Here is a 24,964-nt window from a genome sequence, read left to right as displayed (position 1 = left end):
CACACGGTGCTGATATCGATCGGAAGTGAGACGCGGCCGCGAACGCCCTCATCACGGCGAATCCAGACGAGGTCGTGGACGCTGCTGGCGTGATTGTGTAGCAGAAGGACGACGCCGGTTTGAGGTCGGGAGTGCCTGCGACGTCAGCGTGCGTCCAGGGCGAAGAAGAGGAAGCAGATGAAGGCTGCTCGGTCGCCGATGCCGGGCGGGAGGAGCTCGCGGGGAGTGTCAAGCGAGAAGGGCGGCTCACTGATGACCGCGATGCGGAAACCGGCCTCGGTGAACGCGTCGGTCATGGCGTGCAAGCGGCCGGTGCCAGAAGGTCAGCACCTACTGGGTTCGGTCCTGTCGCAAACGTAGATGTCATCCGTGATGGCAAAGCACCGTCCTTACAAAGAGCGGCACATATAGCCGAATCGGACTGCGGGGAAGTGTCGTGACGCGTATCCGGTCAGCGCACACATATGCCCGCCGGTGCTGCTGCCAGGGTCAGGGTGGCGGTGATGGCGCGGGGGAGTGGGCTGTTGGCCGGGTTGCACGGTGACGAAGTCGGCCTCGTACCCGGTCCAGCAGCACATCTTTACTGCGTCGAAAGCCCATGCGTCCTAAGCGGACATTGCCCGGCCGTGGGCTACCGTCGCGGGTGTGACGGCCAAGGGCGAGCTTGCGCAGGACGACTGGAACAGGCTGGTGTTGCTGCCGCGCTGGGTGGTGGCCGAGGCCAGCGCGGCGCATTGGCGAATGCGGTGATGTGGCTGGCGAGCCGATCCAGTTGTGGGCATGCGGCTCGGACGGCCAGGGAGGTCTGCACGTCGTAGTTGAGGTCGGCGGGGCGGGGTGCGATGGAGGCAGCGGCTTGAGCCGGGTTCAGGTGCTGCGGTCCATGGTGCGCCGGGGTTGCATTTGGCGATACAGGGTGCGGATGCTGCCGTTTCCGCAACCTGGAAACCGGCCGCCGCTATCCGCTGCGCGGGCCACCTCGATCTACACTGACGGCTCCGGGGCTGTCCCGTCAGGTGTTGACCCGTCAGGTCGGGCCGGTCGTCGAGGTGCAGTCGCCAGATCTCGCCTAGCGCACCCCACTGGTGTCACGCCGCGCGCCTGCAGGGCAAACTCTTTCTCCGCACCGCCTCAAGAAAGCACGTGTTCTGGTCGGGCCATCGCTTGTTTCGCAGACTTTGCCGGAGGTGCAACCTGGCGGGCGGCTTGGCCCGTCGGCTGGGTGGACACTGATAGGAGTGATCGATGGGGCTTGACGACGATCGCGAGTACGTCGACTATGTGACGGCACGCCTGCCGCGGCTGCACCGCGCGGCCTACCTGCTGTGCGGTGACGGCCACCGAGCCGACGACGTGGTCCAGGCCACGATGACTTCGCTCTACCGGCATTGGCGCCGCGCTCGCGCTGCCGACAACCTGGACGCCTACGTACACCGGATGCTGATGCGTCACTTTCTTGACGAGAGACGCCACAGCTGGTCCAAGGTGTTGCTGGGACACGCCGCGCCTGAACGCGCGGCGCCTGACCAGCCCGCTTTCGAGGCCGACAACCTCTACACCACCCTGCGCAATCTGCCACGGGGCCAGCGTGAGGTGCTAGTGCTGCGGTTTCTTTGCGACCTGTCGGTCGAAGACACTGCCGCCGCCCTGCGCTGTTCCACCGGCAACGTGAAATCGCAGACCTCGCGCGGGTTGGAAGCCATGCGCCGCCTGCTCACCTCCGACGGGTCAAGGAGCCTGACATGACCGAACATCTAACCGCTGCGCTAGAGTCGATCCCTGTCCCGCCTAGCGGCGTCACCGCCGAGGGGTTGCTGCGCCGGGCCAAGCGTGCGGGGCAACGCCGTCGCCGCATCATGATCGGCGCCGCGGCGGGCACGACCGCCTTGGCGATGGGGATCACCGCAGCCGCGTTTGGCCGCAACGCACCGGAACCCGTAGCCGCTGCGCCATCTTCTCCACCGGCGGTCAGCGCGGTGTGGAAGGTGGAGCGCCTGCCGCTGCCAGCCGGAATCGACGAGAATGTCAACGTCACCGCCATCGACCCCACCGGCCGCTTCATCGGCGGGTTCATCGACAAGGAAACCGACCAACAATCCATCCTCTGGGACAATGGGGTTCCCACCATCATTTCCCCACCGGCGCGGGCCAACAACTTCGTCCTGCTGGCCGTCAACTCCAGCGGCGTGGCGGTCGGCAGCTACAGCAGATGGGGGGCCGGTGGCGAGCAGCAGGCGTGGCAATACCGCGACGGCGTGTTGACGATGCTCCCCGCGCCCGACGGGGACAAGGTGCTCAACGTCAACGGTATCAACAGCCATGGCGACCTCGCCGGAGTCTCCGCGCCGTCCGTCTCCTCGAGCCCGGTCAGAGCGGTCGTCTGGACGGCGGCTGAGCCGCGCGCGGCCAAGGTGCTGGAAACGGTGGAGGATCGGCAATTCGCCCACGGCATCAACGATGCCAGATTCGTCAGCGGCAGTATCGGGGACCACGGTGGTGACCCATGCGTGTGGGAGCCGAATGGGGCTCTCCGTAAGCTGCCCACGCTGGGCAGCCACCCGCATGGCGTGGCCCTGCAGGTGAATGCTCAATGGGCTGCCGGCGCTCTGTATAAGTCGGACACGGCAACGCCGTCGACATTGCCCGCGCGATGGGACCTGCGCACCGGGGAGCTGAGAACCTACCCCGGCTATGATGGGTCGGCGTCGGCCGCCGACGACGGTACGGTCCTCATCAAGTCGGCGACACTGATGACGCCGACGCTCATCGGGCCCGATGGCACCGTCACCGAGTTGCCCCTGCCGGCCGACGCCAAGCCAGGACAGGCCAGACCGGTGGCGATGAACCGCGATGCGACCGTCGTGATAGGTGGCCGGATGGGCTACCCACCGCTGATTTGGCGCAAGAGCTGACGTTTCCTTCTGCCTCGTTGACTGTGAACGCCGACGCCAGGGCTTCCGCAAATATATAACGATGTCAACGGCGGCTGAATTTAATGCGCCGTGTACCGATTACCCTCCGGCGGGTGAGCGCCACCTTAGACCTGCTGGACATACGCCATCTACTCGATGGCGGGCAAATCTGCTTGCATTGTGGGAACGGCACGCGCTCCGTCCATATAGGACAAAGTCGCGACACGCAGAACACGCACATCCCTGTGATCTATCGACAGTTTGCGCTTTTGACCTTGTCTCTCACCGAACCTGCACCAGATTAGAGCTCACGTGAGCGGAGCGAGCTGCGAGGCCGGATGGGGAACGCCGTGACCGGGGCAGAACGTTCCCAGCGCCGCGTTGCTGAAGTGGCTTAGATATCGGCGAGCTTGCATGCTGCGATCTGCGGGAGCCCCATGGGTGAAAACCCCTGGGCCACCCAACCCTAAAGGGACTTCCCCTCCTCCGGTGAAAAGGGGAAGTCTGTGGGATCTCTCACGAATTTGTCGGTGGATGGTGTGCCAGCGGCGGCTTTGCTTGTTGCCGCAGTCAGGCTCTGGGGCGAAAGAGGGTGGCCGGCATCAATTAGCGGTCAAGGATTTATTCGTCATTTGTTGCGTAGACCGGCGAGCTGCATCCATAAAAGGAGTGGCAGGCCTTGAAGATGAGCCGGCTTCCTACCCCGCCTTTGGCGTTTGGTGAGGTGGTGTTCTCATAGAAATTCTTGTCGCAGTGACCTTCCGTCATCGTTCCGGATAGCCAGCACTCGCCGCTCCTGTAGTAGCGCCAGGTACCGCCTGAATCCTTGAGTTCGTTGGTCCATTGAATCCAGGCGTTTCCGGGGTCTCCCCAGGAAATGCGAGCGATATCCAACATCGTAAACACGTCGCCCTGCTTCTCGAAGCAGGCGTCGACGGTGTCACGGTATCCGGTTGATTGGTTGGGGATCGGGGACCGCAGGGTGGTGCACACATCCCATCCGTGGTGCCCGCCGGGCGTAGCGGTCTGGGGTGCCTCCGGCCCCGCTGCATTCGCGGCAGTCGCGGGGACGAAGGTGAGGGCGACGGAGGTGAGGATGGCAGCTCCGAGGGCCATGATCTGACGCTTCACGAGTGCAGATTCCTTCCATGAGGCGGGTGCCGCCGGGCAGTGCCGCCAGCTTGAGTCATAGCGGTTCGCAGGCTCTGGGAAACGACCGGCTTGCGACGATTCCTCTGTCAGCCATGATTCAGGGCTACACAGCGGTTCGGCCGAATCTGAGACGATGTGAGATGGCTAGGCCACGGGGGAAGCGCGGGAACCCGCCCCGGATCCAGCGTGCGCACGGTCGCTGGAAGAGTTCATCTTCGCGCTTGTTCTGCCGACATCCGAGCGCGGAAATCCGCCGACGTCAGCCGGTGCTTCACCTCGTCGCGCCAGCGAGTCGGCGAAGACCTGGTGGTGGTAGCGCAGGCCGTCGTCGGTGACCGGCCGCCCGGTGATCCTTGCCTCGCCGATTCCGCTGAGTGCCATCCGCCTCGTCCCGAGCGCATCCCGGGCGCCGTTCTAGGAGATGTCGCCCGAGTCCGATAACAACGCAAGCAAAGACAAGGACCCCAACGCCCTTTCCGGTACGTACAGCCCGGCGCTCGACACCGTCATCGATACGCTGAACAACGACGAATTCCCATGTATGGATTGTTGCGATGATGGTCGCCATCGGAATCGGCCGTCCGGACAGACGTCCGCGATGGCTGAGCCAGCGAGTTTCTGCGGCAATCCAATCCAGGTGGGTGCGGTTGCCGGCGCGGATCTCCGGGTGTCACAAGTGTGGTTCGAAAGGACATGTGCCTCAAGCGCCGGGTAGCCCGCGGCGGTGGCATTGAAGGCGCCCGGCCATTCCTGCGCCCCACCTGCCACCGGTAGACGCTGCGGATCGGTGAGCCGACCTGGCTGCCGGTGTTGTCAGGTGGGCGAATCTGGTTGGGGTGCGGCTTTCTCGTCGGCTGTCACGCTGTAGACGTCGACAACGCCCTCGACGTTGCGCACCGCGTTAAGCAGGCGGCCCAGGTGTTTCGGGTCGGCCATCTCAAAACTTATGCGGCTCACCACCATCTGGTCGCCGGTGGTGGTCACCGTCGCCGACAGGAGGTCGATCGGCTGCTCGGATAGCGCCCGGGTGATGTCGGCGAGCAGCTGGTGCCGGTCCGATGCCTCCACTTGGATGGCCACCAGGAACATCGACCCGGCTGTCAGCTTCCACGACACCTCGACCAGCAGGTTGGTTTGCGTTTTCAGCTCCTGCGAGTTGGTGCAGTCCTCGCGATGGACGTTGATCCCGCCCGAGCGGGTCATGGACCCGAAAATGGTGTCGCCCGGGATCGGCGTGCAGCAGCGGGCCAGGGTGACCAATGTGGCCCCGTAGCCTTCAGCCTCGACGCACGGCCAGATGTTACGGCGATGTGGCTGTGGCGCCGGGGTTTGCACCGAAGGTTTGTCGCCGGCAGCATCACCGCTGGCGACCAGCTGGTGCACGATGGGCTCCTGGTTGGACAGATCGTGGCGCAGCGCGTCGAGGGACTCGCCAGGGTCGCTGGTCCGCGGCTGCCAGTCCAGCAGTTGCCGTAGCCAGCTCATGCCGTCGGTGTCTGCCGCCGGTGGACCGGCCATCGTGGAATCCTCGCCTTCCTTGTCGCCCCAATAGGCGGCGATTCCGTACTCGGCTGTGCTGTGCATGGTGTGGGTGCGGATCTGCATCTCCACCGGTTTGCCGGTCGGCCCGGTCACCGTCGTGTGCAGCGACTGGTACAGGTTCATCTTGGGCGTGGTGATGTAGTCCTCGAACCCGCCCGGCACCTGCTGCCAGGACGCGTGGATCACGCCCAGCACGGCATGGCAGTCGTGCACGGTGTCGACCAGGATCCGCACGCCCACCAGGTCATGGATCTGCTCGAAGGCAAGACTCTGTTCGACCATCTTCTGGTGGATCGAGTAAAGGTGCTTAAGCCGCCCGGTCACCTTCGCGTCGATCTTCGCTGAGCGCAGGTCATGGCGCAGCCGATCGACGACCTCACGCAACACGTTGTCCCGTTGCGGGTACTGCTCTATGAGCTGCAGCCGGATCTTCTCGAACCGCTCGGGAGACAGGGTGGCGAACGATAGGTCCTCCAACTCGCACTTGACCGTGTTCAAGCGCAGCCGGTGCGCCAGCGGTGCCAGGATCTCCAGCGTCTCCCGCGCCTTCTGCTCCCGCTCGGGTGGCGGCAGGACACTCAACGTGCGCATGCTGTGCAGCCGATCGGCCAGCCTGACCACCAGTACCCGCGGATCCCTGGCGGTCGAAACCAGCATCGTGCGGATCGTCTCAGCCTTGGCCGAGTCGCCCAGCTTCACCTTGTCCAGCTTGACCAGCCCATCGACGACCGAGGCCACGTCATTTCCGAAATCTGCGCGGAGCTCGGCCAGCGTGTAGTCGGCCTCCTCGATCGTGTCTTGCAACAGCGCCGCCGCCAGGGTGGTCGTGTCCATGCCCAGATCGGCGACTATCAGGGCGACGGCCAGTGAAGGCGTGACGTAGTCCACGCCGGACCTGGGTTGCCGGCCGGCATGCAGTCGACTGGCCGTCTCATAGGCCCTTTCCAGGACTTCGACGTTGGCCCTCGGGTGCGCCGTGGTGTGTGACGCGACGATGTCGGTCAGCGGTTGAGCGGGCATCGCCAATCCTCCAGACAGTTCAGCTAGACGGTGTTCCTCGCCGAGCCAGCTTCGATCGTGGCCGCGCAGTCATTCGTGGGATCCGTCCTTTGATCGCAAGGTGTCCCACTCGATGTGCAGCTGGCGTAGGCCGCGGTGGATCGGGTTGGCGATCCAGGCCAGTTCTTGCCCGGCGCTCAGGCGTAGCCCGGGTAAGCGACTGGTGAGTAGTTCCAGTGTGACTTGGCCCTCCAGACGGGCCAGCGCTGCGCCGAGGCAGTAGTGGATGCCGTGGCCGAAGGCCAGATGCGCCTTGGTTTGTTCACGGCGTAGGTCGAAGCGGGCCGCGTCCGGGTAGTACGTCTGGTCGTGGTTGGCCGAGGCGAACAGCAGCGCCAGCCGGGCTCCCCTGGGCAGCGCGATCCCGCCCAGGGTTACCGGCTCGGTGGTGGTGCGCATGAGCGCATGCACCGAGGTGTCCGCGCGCAAGGTCTCCTCGATCGCTCGGGGGATGTTGGCCGGGTCGTCGCAGACCAGCCGCCACTGGTCGGGCTGGGTCAACAGCTGGCGCAGGCAGTTACCCAGCAGGTTGGCGGTCGTCTCGTGGCCGGCCAGAGTGAGTGTGGCGCACGCGTTGACCAGCTGCGCAAGCGGGATCGGCTCCGGCTCTTGCGCGGAGGCGGCCACCATGTCGCTGATGATGTCGTCGCGTGGGTGGGCACGCCGCGCCTCGATGAGGTCGCTCCAGTACCGCCCGCACTCCTGCAACCGGGTCACGGTGTGCGCTTGCTGTTGTGGGCTGAGTGGATCGAGTACCAGCGAAATCCAATCGTCCGACCACTGCTTGAGCTCGGCCTGGTCCGACTCGGGCGCGCCCAGCAGGTTGAGGATGACCCGCAAGGGCAGCGGAAGACCGAACTGGCCAACGAACTCGGCGCGGCCATCTGCGGCGAACCCTTCGAGCAAGCCCGTAGCGATGGCGCGGACCCGAGACTCCAGCTCGGCCCGTGAGCGCTGGTGGAACGCCTTGGTGACCACCCGGCGGACGGCCGTGTGTGAGGGCGGATCGTTGTTGGTCAGCGAGCTGTACGACAGCCAGCTCTCCTTGATCGCCTGCAGCGTCTCAGCGGTGCGTTCTTGTGGCGCGTCGACCGAGTCCGCCGAGGAGAACCGGACGGGATCCTGGGTAACCGCGACGATGTCGTCGTATCGCGTCACGTACCACATTTGCAGTACCTGGCTGAAGAAGACTGGCTCCTCGCGCCGGGCACGAGCATAAACCGGGTACGGCTCCGCCAATTGGGCGCCGTGGAACGGATTGAACTCGACGTCGAGAGTCATCTATCGAAGGTAATGCCTCGGCTGCCTATCGCCGGGGTCGTCTTCCCGACTCGCCAATCCCGCACTCACCGACCCTGCCACGTTGTCCGCTCATGGTTCCGTTTCGGACGCTGCCGCGTTCGGTGAGGCGCCGACCTAATGGGCCAGGGCCTACGATCTCAGATCTGACATGAGGTTCAGTTTGAGCGAACACCAAGCGATCGCTGCCGTGCCGGCAAACGGCCCACCTCCCAGTAGGGAAGACAGGCGGCCGCGACCGCAGCGGCATTCTGCTGCCGGGCTGAGGCGCCTTCAGCAGAAGTCATTGAGCTCGACGGTCTTGTGGACCGTGACCGAGCCCCAACCCTGGGCTTGTCCGTGACAATAGAACCTCATACCCACCACGTTGATAAGTTCGGGCTCGGCGAAGTAGGTGAAGACAAACCGATCTCGCGGCTCGGCCATTGCGGGCGCGGCCAGGCCGGTTACGGCCGCCGACGTCACGAGCATGCAGAACGCGACCACCAGGCGCGTCCGCTTGGCAATACCTGTCATGAAAACTAAGCGTAGACATCGCCTCCCGCGATGTATAGAGAAGACACGATGCCCTAGTGATCATCGGTCGTCAGCGGCGGATGCAGTTCGCTAGGGCCCAACGCGCATGGCGGCAGCGATTTGGACCACCTTGAGGTCAACGACGACATCATCGCTGTCTCACACGCCACGCATGGTGATTGCCATCCCGATTGGAGCCAGCTCCGCGGCGCCATCGCTCAGCAGGCGGTCTTCGCAGCGCTTCTCGCATGGCCTTACGGCACACCACGATAGGAGTCGGGAAATGGGAGTCTCCTTGTGGGACGCTGGACATCTGCGACTTCCCGCGCGTTAACTGTTGCCTATGTCCGAAGATGTGGTCGAATCCCGCCTCAACTGGAGGAAGTCTGCTGCGATAGTGATGGCCACGTTCGGCACGGTCATGGGCGCCGCTGCCCTAGTAGGCGATTGGTCGACAGTGACGTGGTACGACGGCAGGATCGCGCCAGCATGGAGTGTTTCTAAGCTGGAGGGCTTCGGGGTCATGTACATGGTTGCATTGATCGTTATGGTCGCGCTTACGGCAGGCACGCTCTTTCTCTGGGCAGATATGCGCGCACTTGGGCTCGTCGCCGGTATATCGGCGATCCTATTGCTCTCATGTATGGCCAAGGCCCTGCCCAACAGCCAGGTATTCGAGATCAGCAGCAGTGGGGCCACCTTGCCTCAGACCCTGGGCTGGGGCATCTACGCCGCTTTCGCTGGGTTCGCCGCGCTCACAGCCGCACTAGTGTTGCTCCCCAAGGCCAGACCCCAGCAGGGCCGGCCGTGAACCCGGTCCCAAGCTTCAAGATCAATCGTGCCGTTCGTCTCGGTCAGTTCAAAACGGCGGTCGATGGCCTGTAGCTCCGCCGGGAACCCAGCGGTCTCCTTGATTGCCCTGAAAGCGCATCTGGTCTGCGAGGCACCGTCGATCGGCACCCGGCGTGGCCCGGCGGGCCGCTCCCGTCCGCCGGGCCGCTCCCGTCCGCCGGGCATCGGAGGACGCTGTCGCGATCGCAAGGTGTTGGCCGCGTGGAGATCCCGCAGTTCGATGGATGAGCGTGACGGGGTGTTCAAAGGGTGCAGGTGCGACGCGCCGTGCGCTCGGTGGTGCGGCATTATGATCGCAGGGTGCAGGTGGCTGAGATTGGCGAATATGGTGCGGCAGCGGATCGTGTGGCCGTGCTGGCGCGGCGGCTGGAGGGTGTGGTCGACCTGCCGACTGCCGAGCACCTCGCCGATCTTTTGATCGATGTTGGATGGGTGGCCGATGCGGCCCGCCCGCCTGGGCTGTTCACGGCCGGTGGACTCAAAGCGGCGGTCAGGGTCGAGCGGGGCACCTCGTCTGTTGGTGTGACGCTGGCGAACCTCGGCGGGGTGGACGATATCGATGACGACGACTTCGCCGACGATGCGGCGTACCAGGCGGCCCGCGAGCAACCGTACCTAGATGCCGAAGTGGTCGTGGAGATGGTGGCCGGCCGGCTCGGTTTGCCGTCGGCTGATGCGCTTGCAGTAGATGAGCTGGCAGATTACGGCTGCCGGGTGCGTCTGCGGGCCGGGCATTGGGCGGTCACCGTTGCGGCTGTCCAGCACGACGCGGACCTGCCGGTTCTGGTGGAGGTCGATCTCAGCTACGGCGCCGACCTGCCTGGCCGTCTGTGCCGGCTGGTGGTGCCGCCGTCGCACCCTGAGTCAGCCGCCGCGCCGGTTGATTGGGATGCGGTGTCGGGACGGCTGGGAGTCGAGCTGCCGCAGGATTATCGCTGGCTGATTGAGCATTACGGAAGCGGCGTCTTCGACGGCTACCTCACGTTGATGGCGCCGGCGGCTCTGTCCAAACCGGTGCTCGGTGAGCTGAGGGGTGTGCTTCGGTACATGACGGGGTTTACGCTGCCGGTGGCCACGACCGATGACGGGGCGGTGGTGTCCTGGGTCGTCGATTCGTGGCAGGGCAGCGACCGGTGGCATGTGCGCGTCACCAGTCCCGGCACCGAGCCCTGGCACATGCATACCGGTCTGCTGCAGTTCCTGGTGACAACGCTGTCCGGGGCATACCGGGTGCCACCGTTTCGACCAGGCTTCCCCAGCCCGGCACCCCACTTCACCCCAGCCTGACGCCTGCCCCAACGCTTCACCCGCACGAAACCCCAGATTCGGGGTCGCGCGATCGCGGAAACCCAGCACCCGAGCATTTCCCAGCAAAGCGCAGGCACCCACTAACCTCCCAATCACCTTCCCGCAAACAAGCAACGGAAAGATCATGCGATGCGCCTCCGGCGTCTGATGGAGGTTCCTTGTGAGAGGGCGATTGGATCGCGTTCGTTGGACAGCTCCGCGTCAAGGATCGGCTCGCTGCAAAGTATCTGGTCGGCGTGCTGGTGCGGCCTTACGATCCGTTCGCTGGCCGAACCTCGGTCACCAAGGCGGACCTGTTCGGGCACAACGCGAACAGGATCGCGGCAGCTCTGGGTATAGTGCCCGACATGGACGATCTCGCGCTGGACCGGCTTGTAACGCACACCCTGGTGGAGGACTACGACTGGGACGAGGAGCAGGCCGAGGAGGCGGTGGCCGCGTGGCGCGACAGCGGGTCGGACGGCGGCTGGGACGCCGCCGCCATCGCGGAGAGCATCCACCGAGCGTCGGAAGATGAGGATTGACCCCGGGCGGCGTCGCGTGACCGACGCCCCGATGAGTCGATTCAGACTCGATGAACGACCGATGACCCTTCCTACAGTGACATGACTAAAAGCGCATCTGCTAATCCTTCGAAACGTGAGAGTTCCGACGGATCTACGCGGTGGCCGCTAACTCGTTACGGGCAAGTCAGCGAACCGAGCGCCGGTACACCACTTCCGTGGACGTGACCCTGAATCAGGCCCTCCTTGTCAGGCGAGCGGATCTCCCGAGATCAGCGGGTAGCCGGTGTTTCGATGATCGTGGCTGTCCCGACTGCGGGCGTCCCCTCGTGCATGGTGATCGTCTGGCCCGGTTGTAGATCGCACCACGCTTCCGGGCCAAGCGGCGCAAGGCGAACCGTTCCTATCGCGCCCGGGGCAAGCTCTGCCGCGTACTCCACCCAGATACGGGCTACGCGCAGATCAGGATTGCCCGCGGCGGTGCGCCGGCCGATGTCCCAGAGCGGTCGCAAGACGCCCTTTCCCGGAATCGCAGTGCGCCTACCGCCTTCCTCGGCTGGCAGCAGCCGCAATTCGGCTCGGATGATGCCGTTGGCACTTTCCCAACGAGCCCAACGGCACCAGTGCGCAGACTCGGTCAGACACATCAGCTCAGCCGCCTCGACCAGCAGATCCCACCATTGAACAGGTGCCGGCCACCCCTCAAGATCGGCGAGGATGTCCAGAGCAATCTCCCACTCGTTATGGTCGAGGTACTCGTATGCGTCGGCCACGGTCAGGCCAGCCTCGTTGGCGGCAGCCGGTGGCACCATCGAGGCAGCCTGAGCCAGCAGTTCGGAAACATCCACTCACGGATTCTCTAACAACGCAGCTAACCGGCGAGCACCACTGCCACACCCACGCCCGGCTATGCCTGTCCGTTGCGGGATCCGCGGATTTATCTAGTGGATCTCCTATAGCCCGCAGGGATTGACCATGGACGATCCGGTATCACCGCGCCTAGCGTCCGCGCCAAATCGCGTTTGGTTGGCTATCTGAGCACCGAGTTGCCGAAAGCACGCTCGTTGCGCAGACCCGCCAGACAGCAACTGCGGGCTGCTATTTTTCACGGCCTATTTGGTATCCCTGGTCGCGCAGACGTCGTGCCCAGCTGTGCACGGTGTAGACCGGAACATCGAAATGTTCAGCCAGAGCAGAGATGGTGCCGACCTTCCGGTATGCCTTGAGCACCGCCTCAGGCTCTGGCATACGCCGGTACGCCCTGCCGTTCGCAGCCTTGCTGCGCCCGGTCCGGACCTGCGCCTTGGTCTTGCCAGCCGGACGGCCCCGTCCACGTGACACGGTCGCGGTCGCCGCCGCGGATACCGATGTGGCGCGGTCGCTGTTAGCGGGGGTACCCGAAGATGCCGGCGATCTGTTGTCGGCCAGCGCGTCAGTCAACCACTGCAACGCGCGGCGACGGGCCGGCGTGTCCAGGGTGCTGAGAACTCCATATGCTGACTCGAAAGCGGTTAGTTCACTTAGTGTCACGTCGCACCTCACAAAGCTGATTCGTATTTGCCGCATCGTAGCCGTAAGCGAACACCGGCAGTCCACGGCGGTAGCTCCCAAATCTTGATGAACCTAATTTGCCGACCGGCAGGAAATCACCGCTCTGTAGTAGTCATGGTGCGGATGTGAGACGTGGTCGGTGGCGTCCGATTAGGTACCTCGATTGTCCCTTCGCGGCTGTGTCGTAGAGCCACGCGTGTTCTGCATAGATGGGCGCTGGGCGATGCGTGTGTCGAAGGCGCGACAGGGAGGCGGTCCGGTTTGGACTTGCGCTCCGTGGCAGTGGCCGAAAAGGGGCTCAATGGTTGGTGAAACCCGCGCGGACGCGGTACGACCCGAGTTCGGTGAGCGGGCAGACGCAGGGCAGCAGGGGTTGCACGCGATCGTTGTCCGGCACGGGTTCCAGTCCGCACCCGATCAAGTGGGGGGTGTCCGATGACGCCATAGTTCTGAGAGGCGATGAAGATGGTGATGTCACAACCGATCGTGCGCCTGGGCCGATATTCGGGTCACACTGGTGGATCCTGGCGTGGGTGATGGTGTTGGCGGTGGGCCGGGGTTGAGCCGGGCGGCGGCGATGCTGCCCAGGAGCAGGCCGATGGCGACAGCGCCGGGCAGGTAGACGGTGCCGTCGTAGGCGCGTCCGTATTCCATGGGGAAAAGGACGAGCCGGGACAGGATCATGGCGATCAGAAAGGTGGCTACGGCTACCGGCAGGCCGGCGGCGAGTAGCAGCGGGGTCAGGGTGACGCGCAGCGCGAGGCTTGGTGGGGCGGGCCGGGACCTGATGGCGGCGATGGCCCACGCGGCGATGGGCAGGGCCAGCGGCGGCAGCACTACGCGCGCCAGAAAGGAACCGAAACTCGGTTGATAGTCGTTGCGGACGAGGCTGTCTTGATAAAGCAGGACACCGCCGATGGCGGGCAGCAGTGCCAGGCCGGCTGGCAGTAGCCAGCTGGGTCCGCGTCGTGGGCGAGTGGAGGTGGCCAGCACGCCCATCGCGGCCAGGACGGTCCAGATGGTGGGCAGACCCACAGCGACCGCCAGCAGCACGGGTGGGGCTTGCACCCCTGCCACGATGTAGAAGCGGGGAAAGAAGCTGCCGGGGACAAGGAAGGCGGCCAGCACAGTGATGGCGATGACCAGCCGGCGTGACCGGTGGGGGTGCTGCCCGTCGGGCCGTTTGCGGGTCGCCGCCCACCAGACGGCCATGCCGAGCAGGATCCCGCCGGCGGCGAGCCAGGGCAGCAGCCGGACACTGGTGGCGCCTTCCCGGACCACGACCATGTTCACCGCCAGCAGGACGGCCGACGCGGCAAGCGTGGGCAGCAGCGGCCGGCCGAGGTAGGCCGCGGCCAACAGCAGGCACAGCGCCGCGCAAACGATGCCGGACAGCTGCAGTTCGTGCATCCACACCCGGCCGGCCTGCGTGTCCCATTGCGGCCAGCCGGCCGCAACGGTGGGCAGCGGCGTCCCGTCCGGGCCGAACCGCCCGGACCAAGAATTTTGCACCCCGATGTTCGGCGTCAGGTAGGTCAGGGTTACCGCCCAGGCCAGCACCGAGTAAACCGCGCCGGCCAGGGCGATACGGTGCCACCACAGGCCGGCGGCGATTGCGGGGATCGTGTCCGGGCGTTCGAGTACCGGGGTCGTGCCGGCCGGTTCAACTACCCGGGCGTCCGGCAGCCGCCGTGCCGCAGGTGTGGTCAGTGGCCGGGCTAGCCGGATCGACTGCGCCAAGGCGAGGACCGTGGTGGTGAAAAGGAAGCTAGGCAGCAGCGGCAGCATGTTTTCGATCGGCGCCTGTGTGTCGATGCTCATATACCCCAGCGTCAAAAGTGGTAGCCGGCCGAGGTGGCCAAGCCACCACCAGGCTCCCACGCCGGAGGCCGGCCGTGGCGCCAGCAGCACGAGCAGAAACGCGATGGCCAGCGTGAGCGCGGGCGCGGCCAGCACCGCGAGGAAGACGGCCACGACCCGCCGCCGCCGCGCCAGGACGGCGATACCGGCCGCCAGTGGTGGCAGCACCACCGCCAGGCACAACACGGCGACAGCGGTCATCCAGCTGCCCGCCCACGCCTGCCGGCTGGCGCGGGCAAGCCCGTCCACCAACAGCAGACCGCCGATCAGCGGCAAGGTGACCCATATGTAGCCGGCCACACCGCCGGGCTGCCCGACCCGGCGCAGGAACCGCCGGCCCAGCAGCGTGCCGAAAGACGCGGCAACCACGGCCTGGACCCCATAGTTGCCAATCGCAAAGGCGGCAAACAGGATCGAAGTGAAGCTGCCGGCCGGCAACAACGTCAGCGGCACCATCATCATCGCGGTGCCCAGCAGCGCGAACACCGGGGCGAACACCAGCCACACCGTATGCACCCGCACCGGCGACGGGCGGCGCAGCCAGCCCAATAGCCCCAAACCTGCGCTGTGCGGGCGGGCGGCTGCGAGGCTGGCCGCGAACCACAGCTGCCGCCACACCCGCACCGATGCGCCAACACCATCGTCCTGACCGAGCACATGCAACTCGGCGACCCACTCCCGGCCCAGATCCTCACGTACCTCTGCCGGCCAGCGCCGTACCGCCAACCCCAGCAACCACGCCACCAACCACCGCGTCACGGCGCTCACCGGCCCGACACGACCGTGTAGGTGACGGCTCCCGCTGCCCGCGGGGTTCTCGTGCCCCGCGGGCGCAGCCGCTCATGCACAGCCGCCAACTCGGCCCGGGCCACTACCACCCCGTCAGGGGTCAGCCGGTAGCACCGGCGGGCCGGCCGCCCCGACACGGCAGAGTCGATGTCTTCCCAATCAGCGCGCACCCAACCGGCCGCCAACAATCGGGCCAGGACCGGATACAGCCTTCCGCTGGACTGGCCGGTCGCACGCATCAAATCCAAGCCATACCAGCCCAACTTCGGATCCCCGAGCAGCACAGCCAACACCTGCGCCACACCGGCTGTCACCCGGACACTGTCCACCACACTCCGGAACCTTACTCGAAATTCTACATAGCCCCATGGGCCGAATGAACAGGGTGACCCACATCGATCCGGTAAACACCGACAGCCCGCGGCCGCCACCATTGTCCTAAATCCGTCGCCGGCGGCGATCGGTCCTAAGCGTTTCAACGACTGTTGCGGTTCTCCGTCGGCGTCTCATATGAATCCGCTATTCGGACGCCTGTGACCAGTCGCCACATTGGAGCCCAATCGAAGACGATCGCTGTTGGTGGATCTGGATTCCAGTGACCGTCAGCAGGCTTCCGATCATCACTCTTCCCATGCCGTTCGCGGCAACGTCGTTGGAGCACGACCGTGCGAACGGCAGTGGTGTCTTGATCGCAGTGCTGATAGTGGTGGGTTGGACAGCGCCGTGTTCCGTCGCGTGGTCTGGACTAGCGATCTCCAGCAGGCCCACGACGATGCGCCGCCGATCGGCGACCAGCGGACACGAAAGCCATAGGCGGCCACACGGCAAGGGCCGCCCCGGCTTCAGCTGGCCGGCGCGGACCCTCTGAGTCGGTGAACCTCAGCCTTGGATCGATCGGCCGGTGTCGTGCCACACGTTGCCCGAGCCCAGGCCGTCGCAGTAGGCCGCCGGGCCGTAGCTGCCGCCCTTGGGGAAGAACTCTCGGCTGAAACGGTTGCCGGTGAAGACGAACGTGCCGCCGACCGGCTTGTTCGCGGTGCCGCAGTAGACGGTCCAGCCGCCGCCGGCCAACAGGTTACGGTCGATGGTCACATTGCTGATCGGTGAGGTGTTGGTGCTCATGAGGATCGCCGAGGTCTGCGGGTAGGGCACGCGGATGGTGTTGTGCCGGATCACGATGTTCTTTCCGCCGTCGGATTGGATGCCGTCGTAGTGCGGGCCATCGGAGGGGCCGCCGGTGCCCAGCGCGCAGTAGGAGTCCTCGATGACCACGTCGGTGCCGGCGGCCGCGCAGTCGGCGCCCTGCCCGTTGGGTCCGGGGGAGAACTTGACCCGCCGGGCAGTGTAGCCGTCGAAGGCGATCCCCTTGGTGTCCCACCCGGTCAGCACGATCTCGACGTCCTCGATGAGGATGTTGTGGCGGCCGAAGGACTTGACGACGTAATGGGGGCATCCGCCGGAGCTGCCGACGCGGCTGCGCCGCAGGGTCACGTTGTCGGCGTTGATTTCGACGCAGCCGGAGACGTCGTAGTTCTCGTAGACGCCGGGACTTTTGATCACCAGATTTCCTTGGTACCGGGTAAGGCTCACCCCGGTGGGAACACCCGTGTTGTCCTTGGTGGGGAAACCCTTTGCGGCAGGCACCGAGGTCGCGGACGGTCTGGCCGGTGTGGCGGGAGGGGTGGTGCCTGCGGGCACGGTCTCCGGCGAGGGCGAATCCGACGCGGTTGCCTCAGACGATGCGGTGGGCGAAGTTGGCGCTTTTGCGGGCGCCGAACAGGCTGTGCCGACCAGTAGCACCAGGGCGAGGTATCCAGATAGCTTGATGACCACGGCGATCATTATCGATCGTACTCGGCGCCGTCCGTCAAGTGATGGCGGCCAAGCGGGCCGCCGGGTCGGATTCCGGTTGGTATGTGGGCTCAGCCCAGGATGAGCCGGCGGTGGCAACCGGGGGCAGCGACAGGTTGGTTACGTTCGTTAAGGATCAGCGATTCGTTCAGGTGGGCGTCGAAGGACGCCGCAGTTGTCCAGGAACGCGAGCCCTTGCGCGCCGCCGGAAGGCCGATGACAGCCAATGAACCGGCACCGCTCGGGGGCAAATGAACGCCTCTGCATTGTTGGCAGATTCGTTGGTGCTTAGCACTTTCTCGGTGACTGGATCGGGGCGTCTGCTGGTCGTAGGATGGCGTTGATGAGATCGGGTGATGGGTTGGTGTGGCCGCCGAACCTGTTCCATGCGTATGGGGTGGCGGCAGATGCGGCGCTGCATCTGGATGCGTTGAGTCGCAATGAGCTGACGGCGGTTGACGACGAGTCAGCGGACGGCTTTCACACGCAAGTGCCGTACAGCTACCTGTGGTCGGCGTTGTACGGCGGCGGCCTACTCACACCGGCCACCGTGCCCGCGCTGAGGATCCTTGCCGGGAGGGTGACCGATCCGGACTTCGGCCGTGACGACGAGACGTTGCGTGAGGGCGTCCTTCATTTCATCCACGAGATCGCCCGGACGGTACTCACTGTGGATGACGTTGCGGGCCTGCGGGTGTTGGCGGCTGGCCGCCGGACGGCGGGGGTGCAGGCGTGGCTTGACAAGTTTCTGGCCGCCCCGCGACCGGTGTTCCACTGGACGGTCGACGACGAGCCGGGCCGGGTGCTGATGGCAGCGGCGGTGGTCGATTGTCACGACTTGCTGCCGGAGGTGTACGCGGCGATCGAGCCGCTGCTGCATGAGCCGTGGCCCACGCGCACCCGGCAGCAGGCCGCCCACGCGGCGGCCCGGCTTGTGACTCATCCCGACCTGGCCGCTCTACGCGCGCCGTTGCTGGATTATCACGAGCGTTTGGCGGCCACCGTGGCCGACCCGCGGCACCGGGCATCGCTGGTGGCCGGTATCGGTCGACTCGGCGGGCAGCCGCGTGCCTGGCTCGACGACGTTCATCTGGGGGTGCGGGCGTGTGCGGCGCTCGCCCCCGCGTTGGCCACCGACCCTGTGGCGCTGAAATTGCTGGAGGCGGTGTCTCGCGCGCCGAGAGCTCTCCACGCCGCATTCGGCGAAGGCCTGGCTTCGCGAACGCTCGACCCCTACGCCGCGCAGGTCGCCGACACCTTCTGCGACCGGGTCGGCAGCTTTGACGAGCTTTATGAAAGCGCCCTGGCCACGCTGCCCTTCGACGCGATCTGGCTGAGTGCCCAGGATGCCGGCAAACGCGCCGCGTGCGAGCCGTACCTGCGGGTGGCGTTCCCGAACGGACTGCCCGAATCCGGTCGGGTCACCGCGAGGCAGGGCAACTTCGCCAAGGCAGCGTTCGGCCGTGACGAACTCTGGGCCGACCCCGACGGATCGTGGTTGAGCAGCCTGCGGCACCTCGGTTTGCCGACCGACCGGTTGCGGTGGCGCGCGGCGGGCCACCTGCCCACCCTCCCCACCGAAGACATCCTCACCATCACCTGGCGAAGCGTTGCCCGGAACAGGCCGGAGATGTACACCGGCGCGCGACGCACCGATCCCGTCCTGCCCACACGGCTGGTGGAGAGGGCAGTCGAGGCTCTGGTAGAGGCCGAGGCACCAGAGGCCTACATCGTCATCGCTGATGATCACACGTTCGCCATGGGCAGTGCAGGACGGCTCGCGTCGTACCCGGTCGACGTCAAGAGCCTGTGGAAAGGCATGAAAGCGTCGAGCTTTCCGCCGATCTGGGTGCCCGGCCTGCCGCCGCCGTTCGGCATCGTCGGCTTCATTGATGCTTATTGCGCCCAGGTCACCATCAACGCTTGGGTCGACGGCACGGCGTACACCCAGGACTTCGTGGACGGCATCGCCCTCACCCCACCGCAGGAAGCCGGTCATGCCGCCCGGACCGGTTATCAGGCCACCTTCCACCTCGACACCGTATGGCTGCCCAGAGCCGCCCGTATCCTCGACCTAGCCGGCGCACACAAGATGATCATCGATCAGCGCTCGGCCGGCTGACCGTTCACTTGAGCGGCATCCAGATTGTGGCTCGCAGCACGAAATGAAGTAGCCCGGGGTCACCGACCGCAGCCTGTCCGCTCCCGCATGCCGGAATCGCCTGGGGCCCTGGCCGGCCCGGCGCTGCCATAATCGCCGTCATGTCGATCACCCTGCGCCAGGCCACCGCCGCCGACGTCGCTGCAGTTCTCGCCTTCTGGCGAATCGCTGCCGAGAACACCAACCGCTCAGACTCCGCTCGCGCCATACAGGAGCTGATAACCCGTGACCCGCAAGCGCTGCTGATCGCCGTCCACGATGAACAAATCGTCGGCTCGGTGATCGCCGGATGGGATGGCTGGCGTTGTCACCTCTACCGATTCGCCGTTCACCCGGCGCGGCGCCGACAAGGCATCGGCCGTCTGCTCCTCGACGCCGCCGAGCAGCGCTTCGTGGCGCTGGGCGGGCACCGGGCCGATGCCATGGTACTCAACGACAACGAACTAGGGATCAACGTCTGGGCCGCAGCCGGGTATGCACCACAGAGCGACTGCGCGAGATGGGTCAAGCCACTGACATTGCCTCACAGCAGCAACGAGCAAGGCTGTGTGCCGGACTGAGTGTCCATGTTGGACGGTAGGGCGCTGCCACGGCAAGGGTGAGCCCGGTGAAGCCTCGCCAGCTGACCCTTGGTCATGGTCTTTTGACGAGGGTGATGAAGGTCAGCCGGGCCGAGCCGACCGTGCCGGTGACTTCCCAGCAGCCTTCGCTGGGAAAGTTCACACCGCTGGATTGGAATCCGGTCTCACCGTAGCCGTCGGGCACGTGGGAGATCAGCGCCGGTGCTGGGCCGTCCAGGCGCCTGCCGACAATCTGGAGTTTTCCTGTGGCGATGCGGTACCAGCCCAGCTTGGTTCCCATGCCATGAAGAGGATCCGGTTCGAGCGTGAATACGCCGGCCGGGCCTAGCGCACCCACCCAAAGGTCGGCGTTGCCGAAGGCGGATGATTGGCCGAACAGTGCGCCTGCGGGGACCTCCGGCCCGGCAGGAACCGGCTGGGTAACCGGACAGCCCGACAGCCCGTCGATCGGCGACATCGACGGCGGCGCAATGGCCGAACGGGTGGGGCTTGGGGCCGGCTGAGCCACCGGCGCGGCCGAATCGCAGCCGGCCAGCGCTGCGATGGCGAGGCAGAGCAGGACGTGTTTCATGCCAGCAGGAGTCATGCAGAGCTGGCCCGGTTCCAGACGGTCGCCACATACCGACCTTCGCTCCAACGGCAGTCGGCGTCGGCATCCTGCACAGCGGCACACCCTGTCTGGACGCTGCACAAGCCAACCGGCACGCACCCGGCCAGCGATAGGTACCCCAGAGGCCGTCCTCCACTACCCGGGCACACCTGGCCGCTGCGGAGCCGGACGGCCAGCGATATGGTTTCGGGCAATCTCGCATCGCCCGGCCCGGCCCGCCGGCGGGGGGAGCGTAGCCCAACCTCTGACCCAAGGGAGTCGCCTGTGGCGCTGCAATTCGTGGACCGCACCGAGGTGCGTTCAATCGACCAGCTCTCCGAGGTGCAGCGTGAGCAACTGCGGCTGTCCGGAGTGGCCTACGACGGACAGGACCTGCCGGCCCAGGCCCGTCTGGCCGAGGGCAGCGTCGATGAAGGGCCTTCCTTCCTGGGCTTTTGTGAGCACTGGCGGATCGTCGACGGCGACCGGTACGCGTTCGATGCCTGGATGTACATGGTCGACAGTGGAACGTTCTTCCGCGCGGGCACCACTGAGCAGGTCGCCGAGATCATCCAGTTCGGGCTGGAGTGCGATGACCCGCAGTTACGGCTGCAACTCGGTGCGGCGATGGTGCAGGCACAACAACTTCCCAAAGCCGACTCGTCCTACCAGGAGTTCGCTGCCCACCTCGACCATGAGGACGGCTAGCAGGACATGCAGCAGGCTGAAGCTGTCGATGGTCGTGCAGACGCGCTCGCGCCATGCATCGCTTTGCCGAAGTTTCTATCCGGCTTGGGCCAGGTCAATGGTTGCGGCCAGTTCGGTGACCATCTCGAGCAAATTGGGCAGTGCGGGCTTGGTTGTGTTGGGGTGCCACGCGGCTACGGTGTCGGCGTGATCGCCGGTGAGGGGCACGAACACCACCGCGGTGCGGCGCAGGCTGCGTGCTGACCCGGCGAGCCGGGTGACGCCGATCCCGGCGGCGACCAGTGCGAGCAGGCTCGGCACGCTGCTGGCCCGCTGGACCACGTTCGGTTCGAATCCTGCGTGGTGGAAGTCCTGGTCGTATTTGCGGTGCCAGGGCGGCCAGGAGGCGCGCGGCGTGAGGACCCATGGTTCGTCGGCGAGGTCGCGCAGCCGCAACTGCGCCCGGGTGGCCAGTGGGTGGCCCTCGGGCAGGACGGCGCAGACCTGTTCGGTGATCAGCGTTTTGGTGGCGAGGTCGTCAACCAGAGGTGGCCGGGTGAATGCGGCGTCGTAGCGTCCGTCGCGCAGGCCGGCCACGAGTTCGCTGATGCTCACATCGCTGGTGGTCAACTCGACGTCGGGGAACCGTTCACGGAAGGCCCGGACGACCGGCGGGAGCATGTAGTTGGTGGTGGAGCTGAGGAAGGCGAGGTTGAGCCGGCCGATCTCGCCGCGTGCCGCGCGTCCGACGACGGCCACGGCTTCGTCGGCTCGGGCGAGGACCGCGCGTGCCTCGGGCAGGAAGATGCGGCCGACCTCGGTCAGCCGGGTGCCGCGGGTGTCGCGGTCAAGCAGCCGCGCGCCCAGGACCCGTTCCAGCACAGTGACCTGTTGCGACAACGACTGCTGGGCAATGCGCAGCGCGCCGGCGGCGCGGGTGAAGTTCAGGTGTTCAGCCACCGCCACGAAGTACCGCAGCTGGCGCAGGTCCGGGGTCACAGGTTCTGACTGTAGCCGTTGCAGGAAACGGGTGTTGGCCACCTGCGAGGTGGCTGGCAAAAGATGGGAACGAGGCAGGCAGAGCAAGATCTGCCGCGTACCATCGAGGAGTTTTGCAGTATGTCCAAAAGGGAACGTGTGTGGCTGATCACCGGATGCTCGACGGGGTTCGGTCGGCACCTCGCCCTGGCCGCCTTGGCGGCCGGCGATCACGTCATGGCCACCGCCCGGCGCCCCGAGCAACTCACCGACCTCGTTGCCGCCGGTGGTGACCGGGCGCGCGGCACCATTCTGGATGTCACCGACACCGCGACGATCGAGGAAGCGGTAGCGGCCACCATCGACGCATTCGGCCGGATCGACGTAGTTGTCAATAACGCTGGGTACGGCTCGGTCGGGGCGGTGGAGGAAATGGCCATGCCGGACCTGCGCGCACTGATGGAGGTCATGTTCTTCGGCGCGGTCGCAGTGACGAAGGCAGCGCTGCCACAGCTGCGCCAACAGGGCAGCGGCACGATCGTGCAGATCAGCTCAATGGGTGGCCAGCTCAGCATGCCCGGCTTCGGCGCCTACTGCGCGGCCAAGTTCGCGCTGGAAGGGCTGTCGGAGGCGCTGGCCGCCGAGATGGGGCCGTTCGGCGTCCGCGTCCTGATCGTCGAGCCCGGCGCGTTCCGCACCGAGTTCGGCGGGCATCGCATGCACCGCTCGGCCACCATCGAGGCATACCGGGTCTCGACCGGCCAGACGAGAACCGCCATAGACAACATGCACGGCAGTCAACCAGGTGACCCGGCCAAGGCGGCCCAGGCGATCCTGGAAACACTCAACAGCGACGACCCGCCCCTACGGCTGGCCCTGGGAAACGATGCAGTCGACAGCATCCGCGGCCACCACGAGCAACTGCGCACCGACCTGGACCGTTGGGAGAAACTGAGCAGGTCGACCGATCTCACCTGAGCACCAGATCAGCCGCCGCGTCAACACGTCGGCTGGGCTGTGCCGCGATCGGATAGCCATTAGTGATGGTGTCATGAATCTGCTTTCACGATCCTTCGACCATGCGAAGCATGCTCATATGAGAGTACTCAGATATTTCGTCGTCGCCGTGCTGGCCGGCACAGCGGCTCTGGCGCTTCCGGCACCCGCCCATGCCGCTCCCAGCTGGACTTCCCCGCTGATTGCCCCCGGGGTGAGCCACACCTTCACCTGGAACAACGCCAACCCATTGAACATCGCCTACGAGGTCGGCCTCAATCCGCAGCTCGCGACGCCCGAAGCGCCATGCGAATTCGAGATCATGCGCGTGTGGTATGTCCAGCAGTACCAAGGGCTGGAACGACAGCTTAAGGTCACGATTAAGAACATAGGCGCGATTTTCTGCTACACCGTCGTCTGGCTCAGGGAGATGCCGACCATCGCCCCGGCCAACTGGTACACGCCCGTGCTCAAGCCAGGCGAAATCTCCACCCACACATGGAACAACGCCGGCCTCACCAGCTCGCACATCCCCGGCCTGGTCCCGATGGGCGCGACCAGCAGCGCGCCCTGCCAGCTGGAGGTCATCAGCCGGTGGGACGTACTGCACTACGACGAGGCCGGCGGTGTCGAGCGGGAGTTCAAGTTCAAAGTCGCCAACGTCGGCGCCATCTCGTGTATGGGTGCGATCCTGCTCGGTTCGTCCTCCATCAACCTGCCCTGGATAGCAAACATGATGGCACCTGGCGAAGTGGGCACGTTCGCCCGCAACAACGCGAACCCATTGGACAAGGTTTATGCGATAGGTATCAAGCCAAGCCACACTCAAAGCGGTTTCAGTTGTGAATTCGGGGTTCAGCGGCGATGGTACCTGCAGCGGATCAACCTTGATGGGACACCGGAGCGTGAATTCTGGTTCACCGTCAAGAATGTGGGAAATCTGCTCTGCGGGCCAAACATTCTCCTGACCTGATCGAGGCACAGCCGGCGATGACCTCGGGCATAGCGCCCGGGTCATCGCCGCTACCCATTCATCAACGCAAGTTGATCAACTGTCAACGGACTCGAGGTCTCATCATCCGGGTGCAAACAGCACGCACCTGCGCCGCCCATGTGTGTCCAGAGTGGACCGGTCCTTTCACGGTGTGCCTAAGTGTGTTCTCACAGACGCCGGGGTGCCACGAGTTTGGCCGCTGGGGTGGCCGCGTGCGTGGCGAAGGCTCCGACATAGGGGTCGTACGTGCTAAAGGTGCCATCGCCATCGCTGACTGCCACGACAATCGAGTTCATTGCGCTGCCTCCGGTGACGGCGATGTCGGTGTTGCCGTCGTTGTTGAAGTCCCCGGGCACGATCCACGCGCCCGGATCGGCGGCCGTGGTGGCGAAGTATGCCGAGCCTGGAAGGGACTGGTTCCACGTGCCGTCCGGGTGCAGCGAGGCGATGGGAATCGAGTTCCATCCGGGCACCCCGGCCAGGGCGATGTCGGTGCGGCCGTCACCGTTGAAATCTCCGGTGAGGATCCGCGCGGCCGGCTGGCCGGCGAGGTCGGCAAAGGTGGTGGCGAACGGGACGGTCACGTTCAGAGTGCCGTTGGCGTTGCTCAGCGCCAACGGGATCGAATTCCAGCCGGCGACGCCGGTCAAGGCGATGTCGGTGCGGCCGTCGCCGTTGAAGTCGCCTGCCACGGCTCGCGCGGTGGCCGCGGTGGCGTGGTCGGCGAACACTCCCGCCAGCGGTGTGGCGACGGTCAGGGTGCCGTTGGCGTTGCTCAGCGCCA

Annotated in this window: 23 protein-coding genes and 1 pseudogene; 10 read left to right on the top strand and 14 right to left on the bottom strand. The window is 65.5% G+C overall.

Translation table 11 applies throughout. From position 1 onward, the window contains the following. Positions 1-143: 143 nt before the first annotated feature. Entirely contained in the window at positions 144-296 is a 153-nt protein-coding gene (locus Rhe02_RS32385) for a hypothetical protein (protein ID WP_239124198.1), read from the bottom strand. 949 nt (positions 297-1,245) lie between these two features. Here Rhe02_RS32385 and Rhe02_RS32380 point away from each other — a divergent pair. After that, positions 1,246-1,746: a SigE family RNA polymerase sigma factor gene (locus Rhe02_RS32380; RefSeq protein ID WP_203912232.1), complete on the top strand. Its 501-nt coding sequence runs from the start codon at positions 1,246-1,248 to the stop codon at positions 1,744-1,746. Then, the gene (locus Rhe02_RS32375; RefSeq protein ID WP_203912231.1) at positions 1,743-2,912 is read left to right on the top strand and encodes a hypothetical protein; all 1,170 of its coding nucleotides are present in this window, start codon (positions 1,743-1,745) and stop codon (positions 2,910-2,912) included. The genes Rhe02_RS32380 and Rhe02_RS32375 overlap by 4 nt, the downstream gene beginning before the upstream one ends. Positions 2,913-3,533: 621 nt before the next feature. Here Rhe02_RS32375 and Rhe02_RS32370 read toward each other — a convergent pair. The 5 genes and pseudogenes from Rhe02_RS32370 to Rhe02_RS32350 form a co-directional block, all read right to left on the bottom strand. Continuing rightward, the gene (locus Rhe02_RS32370) at positions 3,534-4,043 is read right to left on the bottom strand and encodes a hypothetical protein (RefSeq protein WP_203912230.1); all 510 of its coding nucleotides are present in this window, start codon (positions 4,041-4,043) and stop codon (positions 3,534-3,536) included. 165 nt (positions 4,044-4,208) lie between these two features. Next, positions 4,209-4,445: a hypothetical protein gene (locus Rhe02_RS32365; RefSeq protein ID WP_203912229.1), complete on the bottom strand. Its 237-nt coding sequence runs from the start codon at positions 4,443-4,445 to the stop codon at positions 4,209-4,211. Between the two features lie 531 nt (positions 4,446-4,976). Next, positions 4,977-6,620 (bottom strand): annotated as a pseudogene (locus tag Rhe02_RS32360) (RelA/SpoT family protein); the annotation flags it as partial. A 75-nt stretch (positions 6,621-6,695) separates the two neighbouring features. Then, entirely contained in the window at positions 6,696-7,946 is a 1,251-nt protein-coding gene (locus tag Rhe02_RS32355) for a cytochrome P450 (protein ID WP_203912227.1), read from the bottom strand. Between the two features lie 291 nt (positions 7,947-8,237). Then, positions 8,238-8,480: a hypothetical protein gene (locus Rhe02_RS32350; RefSeq protein ID WP_203912226.1), complete on the bottom strand. Its 243-nt coding sequence runs from the start codon at positions 8,478-8,480 to the stop codon at positions 8,238-8,240. Between the two features lie 343 nt (positions 8,481-8,823). Here Rhe02_RS32350 and Rhe02_RS32345 point away from each other — a divergent pair, with 343 nt between their 5' ends. The 3 genes from Rhe02_RS32345 (at position 8,824) to Rhe02_RS32335 (ending at position 11,164) form a co-directional block, all read left to right on the top strand. Beyond that, positions 8,824-9,291: a hypothetical protein gene (locus Rhe02_RS32345; protein WP_203912225.1), complete on the top strand. Its 468-nt coding sequence runs from the start codon at positions 8,824-8,826 to the stop codon at positions 9,289-9,291. Between the two features lie 341 nt (positions 9,292-9,632). After that, a complete protein-coding gene (locus Rhe02_RS32340) occupies positions 9,633-10,619 on the top strand; it encodes an SMI1/KNR4 family protein (protein WP_203912224.1) in 987 nt (328 codons plus the stop codon). Between the two features lie 257 nt (positions 10,620-10,876). Then, positions 10,877-11,164, top strand: a complete 288-nt coding sequence (locus Rhe02_RS32335; protein ID WP_203912223.1) for a hypothetical protein — start codon at positions 10,877-10,879, stop codon at positions 11,162-11,164. Positions 11,165-11,415: 251 nt separating this feature from the next. On the opposite strand, the gene Rhe02_RS32330 is transcribed toward Rhe02_RS32335, so the two are convergent. The 5 genes from Rhe02_RS32330 to Rhe02_RS32310 all read right to left on the bottom strand — a co-directional run bounded on the left by Rhe02_RS32330 (position 11,416) and on the right by Rhe02_RS32310 (position 17,176). Further along, positions 11,416-11,991: a hypothetical protein gene (locus Rhe02_RS32330; RefSeq protein WP_239124197.1), complete on the bottom strand. Its 576-nt coding sequence runs from the start codon at positions 11,989-11,991 to the stop codon at positions 11,416-11,418. Positions 11,992-12,241: 250 nt separating this feature from the next. After that, complete coding sequence (locus tag Rhe02_RS32325) at positions 12,242-12,391, bottom strand: hypothetical protein (RefSeq protein WP_203912222.1); 150 nt, start codon at positions 12,389-12,391, stop codon at positions 12,242-12,244. Between the two features lie 777 nt (positions 12,392-13,168). After that, positions 13,169-15,313, bottom strand: coding sequence for a hypothetical protein (locus tag Rhe02_RS32320; RefSeq protein ID WP_203912221.1), 2,145 nt, complete (start codon positions 15,311-15,313; stop codon positions 13,169-13,171). Between the two features lie 5 nt (positions 15,314-15,318). Further along, positions 15,319-15,675, bottom strand: coding sequence for a PadR family transcriptional regulator (locus Rhe02_RS32315; protein WP_239124196.1), 357 nt, complete (start codon positions 15,673-15,675; stop codon positions 15,319-15,321). A gap of 547 nt (positions 15,676-16,222) precedes the next feature. Further along, positions 16,223-17,176: a right-handed parallel beta-helix repeat-containing protein gene (locus tag Rhe02_RS32310; RefSeq protein ID WP_203912220.1), complete on the bottom strand. Its 954-nt coding sequence runs from the start codon at positions 17,174-17,176 to the stop codon at positions 16,223-16,225. 361 nt (positions 17,177-17,537) lie between these two features. On the opposite strand from Rhe02_RS32310, the gene Rhe02_RS32305 reads away from it, so the two are divergent. After that, on the top strand, positions 17,538-19,316 hold the full coding sequence (locus tag Rhe02_RS32305) for a hypothetical protein (RefSeq protein ID WP_203912219.1): 1,779 nt from the start codon (positions 17,538-17,540) through the stop codon (positions 19,314-19,316). Between the two features lie 140 nt (positions 19,317-19,456). Beyond that, positions 19,457-19,915, top strand: a complete 459-nt coding sequence (locus Rhe02_RS32300; protein ID WP_203912218.1) for a GNAT family N-acetyltransferase — start codon at positions 19,457-19,459, stop codon at positions 19,913-19,915. 73 nt (positions 19,916-19,988) lie between these two features. On the opposite strand, the gene Rhe02_RS32295 is transcribed toward Rhe02_RS32300, so the two are convergent. Further along, on the bottom strand, positions 19,989-20,507 hold the full coding sequence (locus Rhe02_RS32295) for a hypothetical protein (RefSeq protein ID WP_203912217.1): 519 nt from the start codon (positions 20,505-20,507) through the stop codon (positions 19,989-19,991). Positions 20,508-20,810: 303 nt separating this feature from the next. Here Rhe02_RS32295 and Rhe02_RS32290 point away from each other — a divergent pair, with 303 nt between their 5' ends. Continuing rightward, positions 20,811-21,233: a hypothetical protein gene (locus tag Rhe02_RS32290; protein WP_203912216.1), complete on the top strand. Its 423-nt coding sequence runs from the start codon at positions 20,811-20,813 to the stop codon at positions 21,231-21,233. 75 nt (positions 21,234-21,308) lie between these two features. On the opposite strand, the gene Rhe02_RS32285 is transcribed toward Rhe02_RS32290, so the two are convergent. Beyond that, positions 21,309-22,211 carry a LysR family transcriptional regulator gene (locus tag Rhe02_RS32285; protein ID WP_203912215.1) on the bottom strand — a complete coding sequence of 301 codons (903 nt, stop codon included), beginning with the start codon at positions 22,209-22,211 and terminating at the stop codon, positions 21,309-21,311. Between the two features lie 120 nt (positions 22,212-22,331). Here Rhe02_RS32285 and Rhe02_RS32280 point away from each other — a divergent pair, with 120 nt between their 5' ends. Both Rhe02_RS32280 and Rhe02_RS32275 read left to right on the top strand, forming a co-directional pair. Beyond that, positions 22,332-23,168 (top strand): oxidoreductase, encoded by an 837-nt coding sequence (locus tag Rhe02_RS32280; protein ID WP_239124195.1) that lies wholly within the window; start codon positions 22,332-22,334, stop codon positions 23,166-23,168. Between the two features lie 118 nt (positions 23,169-23,286). Next, positions 23,287-24,159 carry a hypothetical protein gene (locus tag Rhe02_RS32275; RefSeq protein WP_203912213.1) on the top strand — a complete coding sequence of 291 codons (873 nt, stop codon included), beginning with the start codon at positions 23,287-23,289 and terminating at the stop codon, positions 24,157-24,159. Between the two features lie 188 nt (positions 24,160-24,347). Here the strand turns inward: Rhe02_RS32275 and Rhe02_RS32270 are convergent. Then, positions 24,348-24,964, bottom strand: a 617-nt coding sequence (locus Rhe02_RS32270) for an FG-GAP repeat domain-containing protein (RefSeq protein ID WP_203912212.1), incomplete at its 5' end; no start/stop codon positions are given.

This window comes from Rhizocola hellebori (genome assembly GCF_016862955.1).
Classification (GTDB): Bacteria; Actinomycetota; Actinomycetes; order Mycobacteriales; family Micromonosporaceae; genus Rhizocola; species Rhizocola hellebori.
The sequence above is the reverse complement of the archived record's forward strand: the minus strand, read 5'-3'. Positions and strand labels throughout refer to the sequence as shown.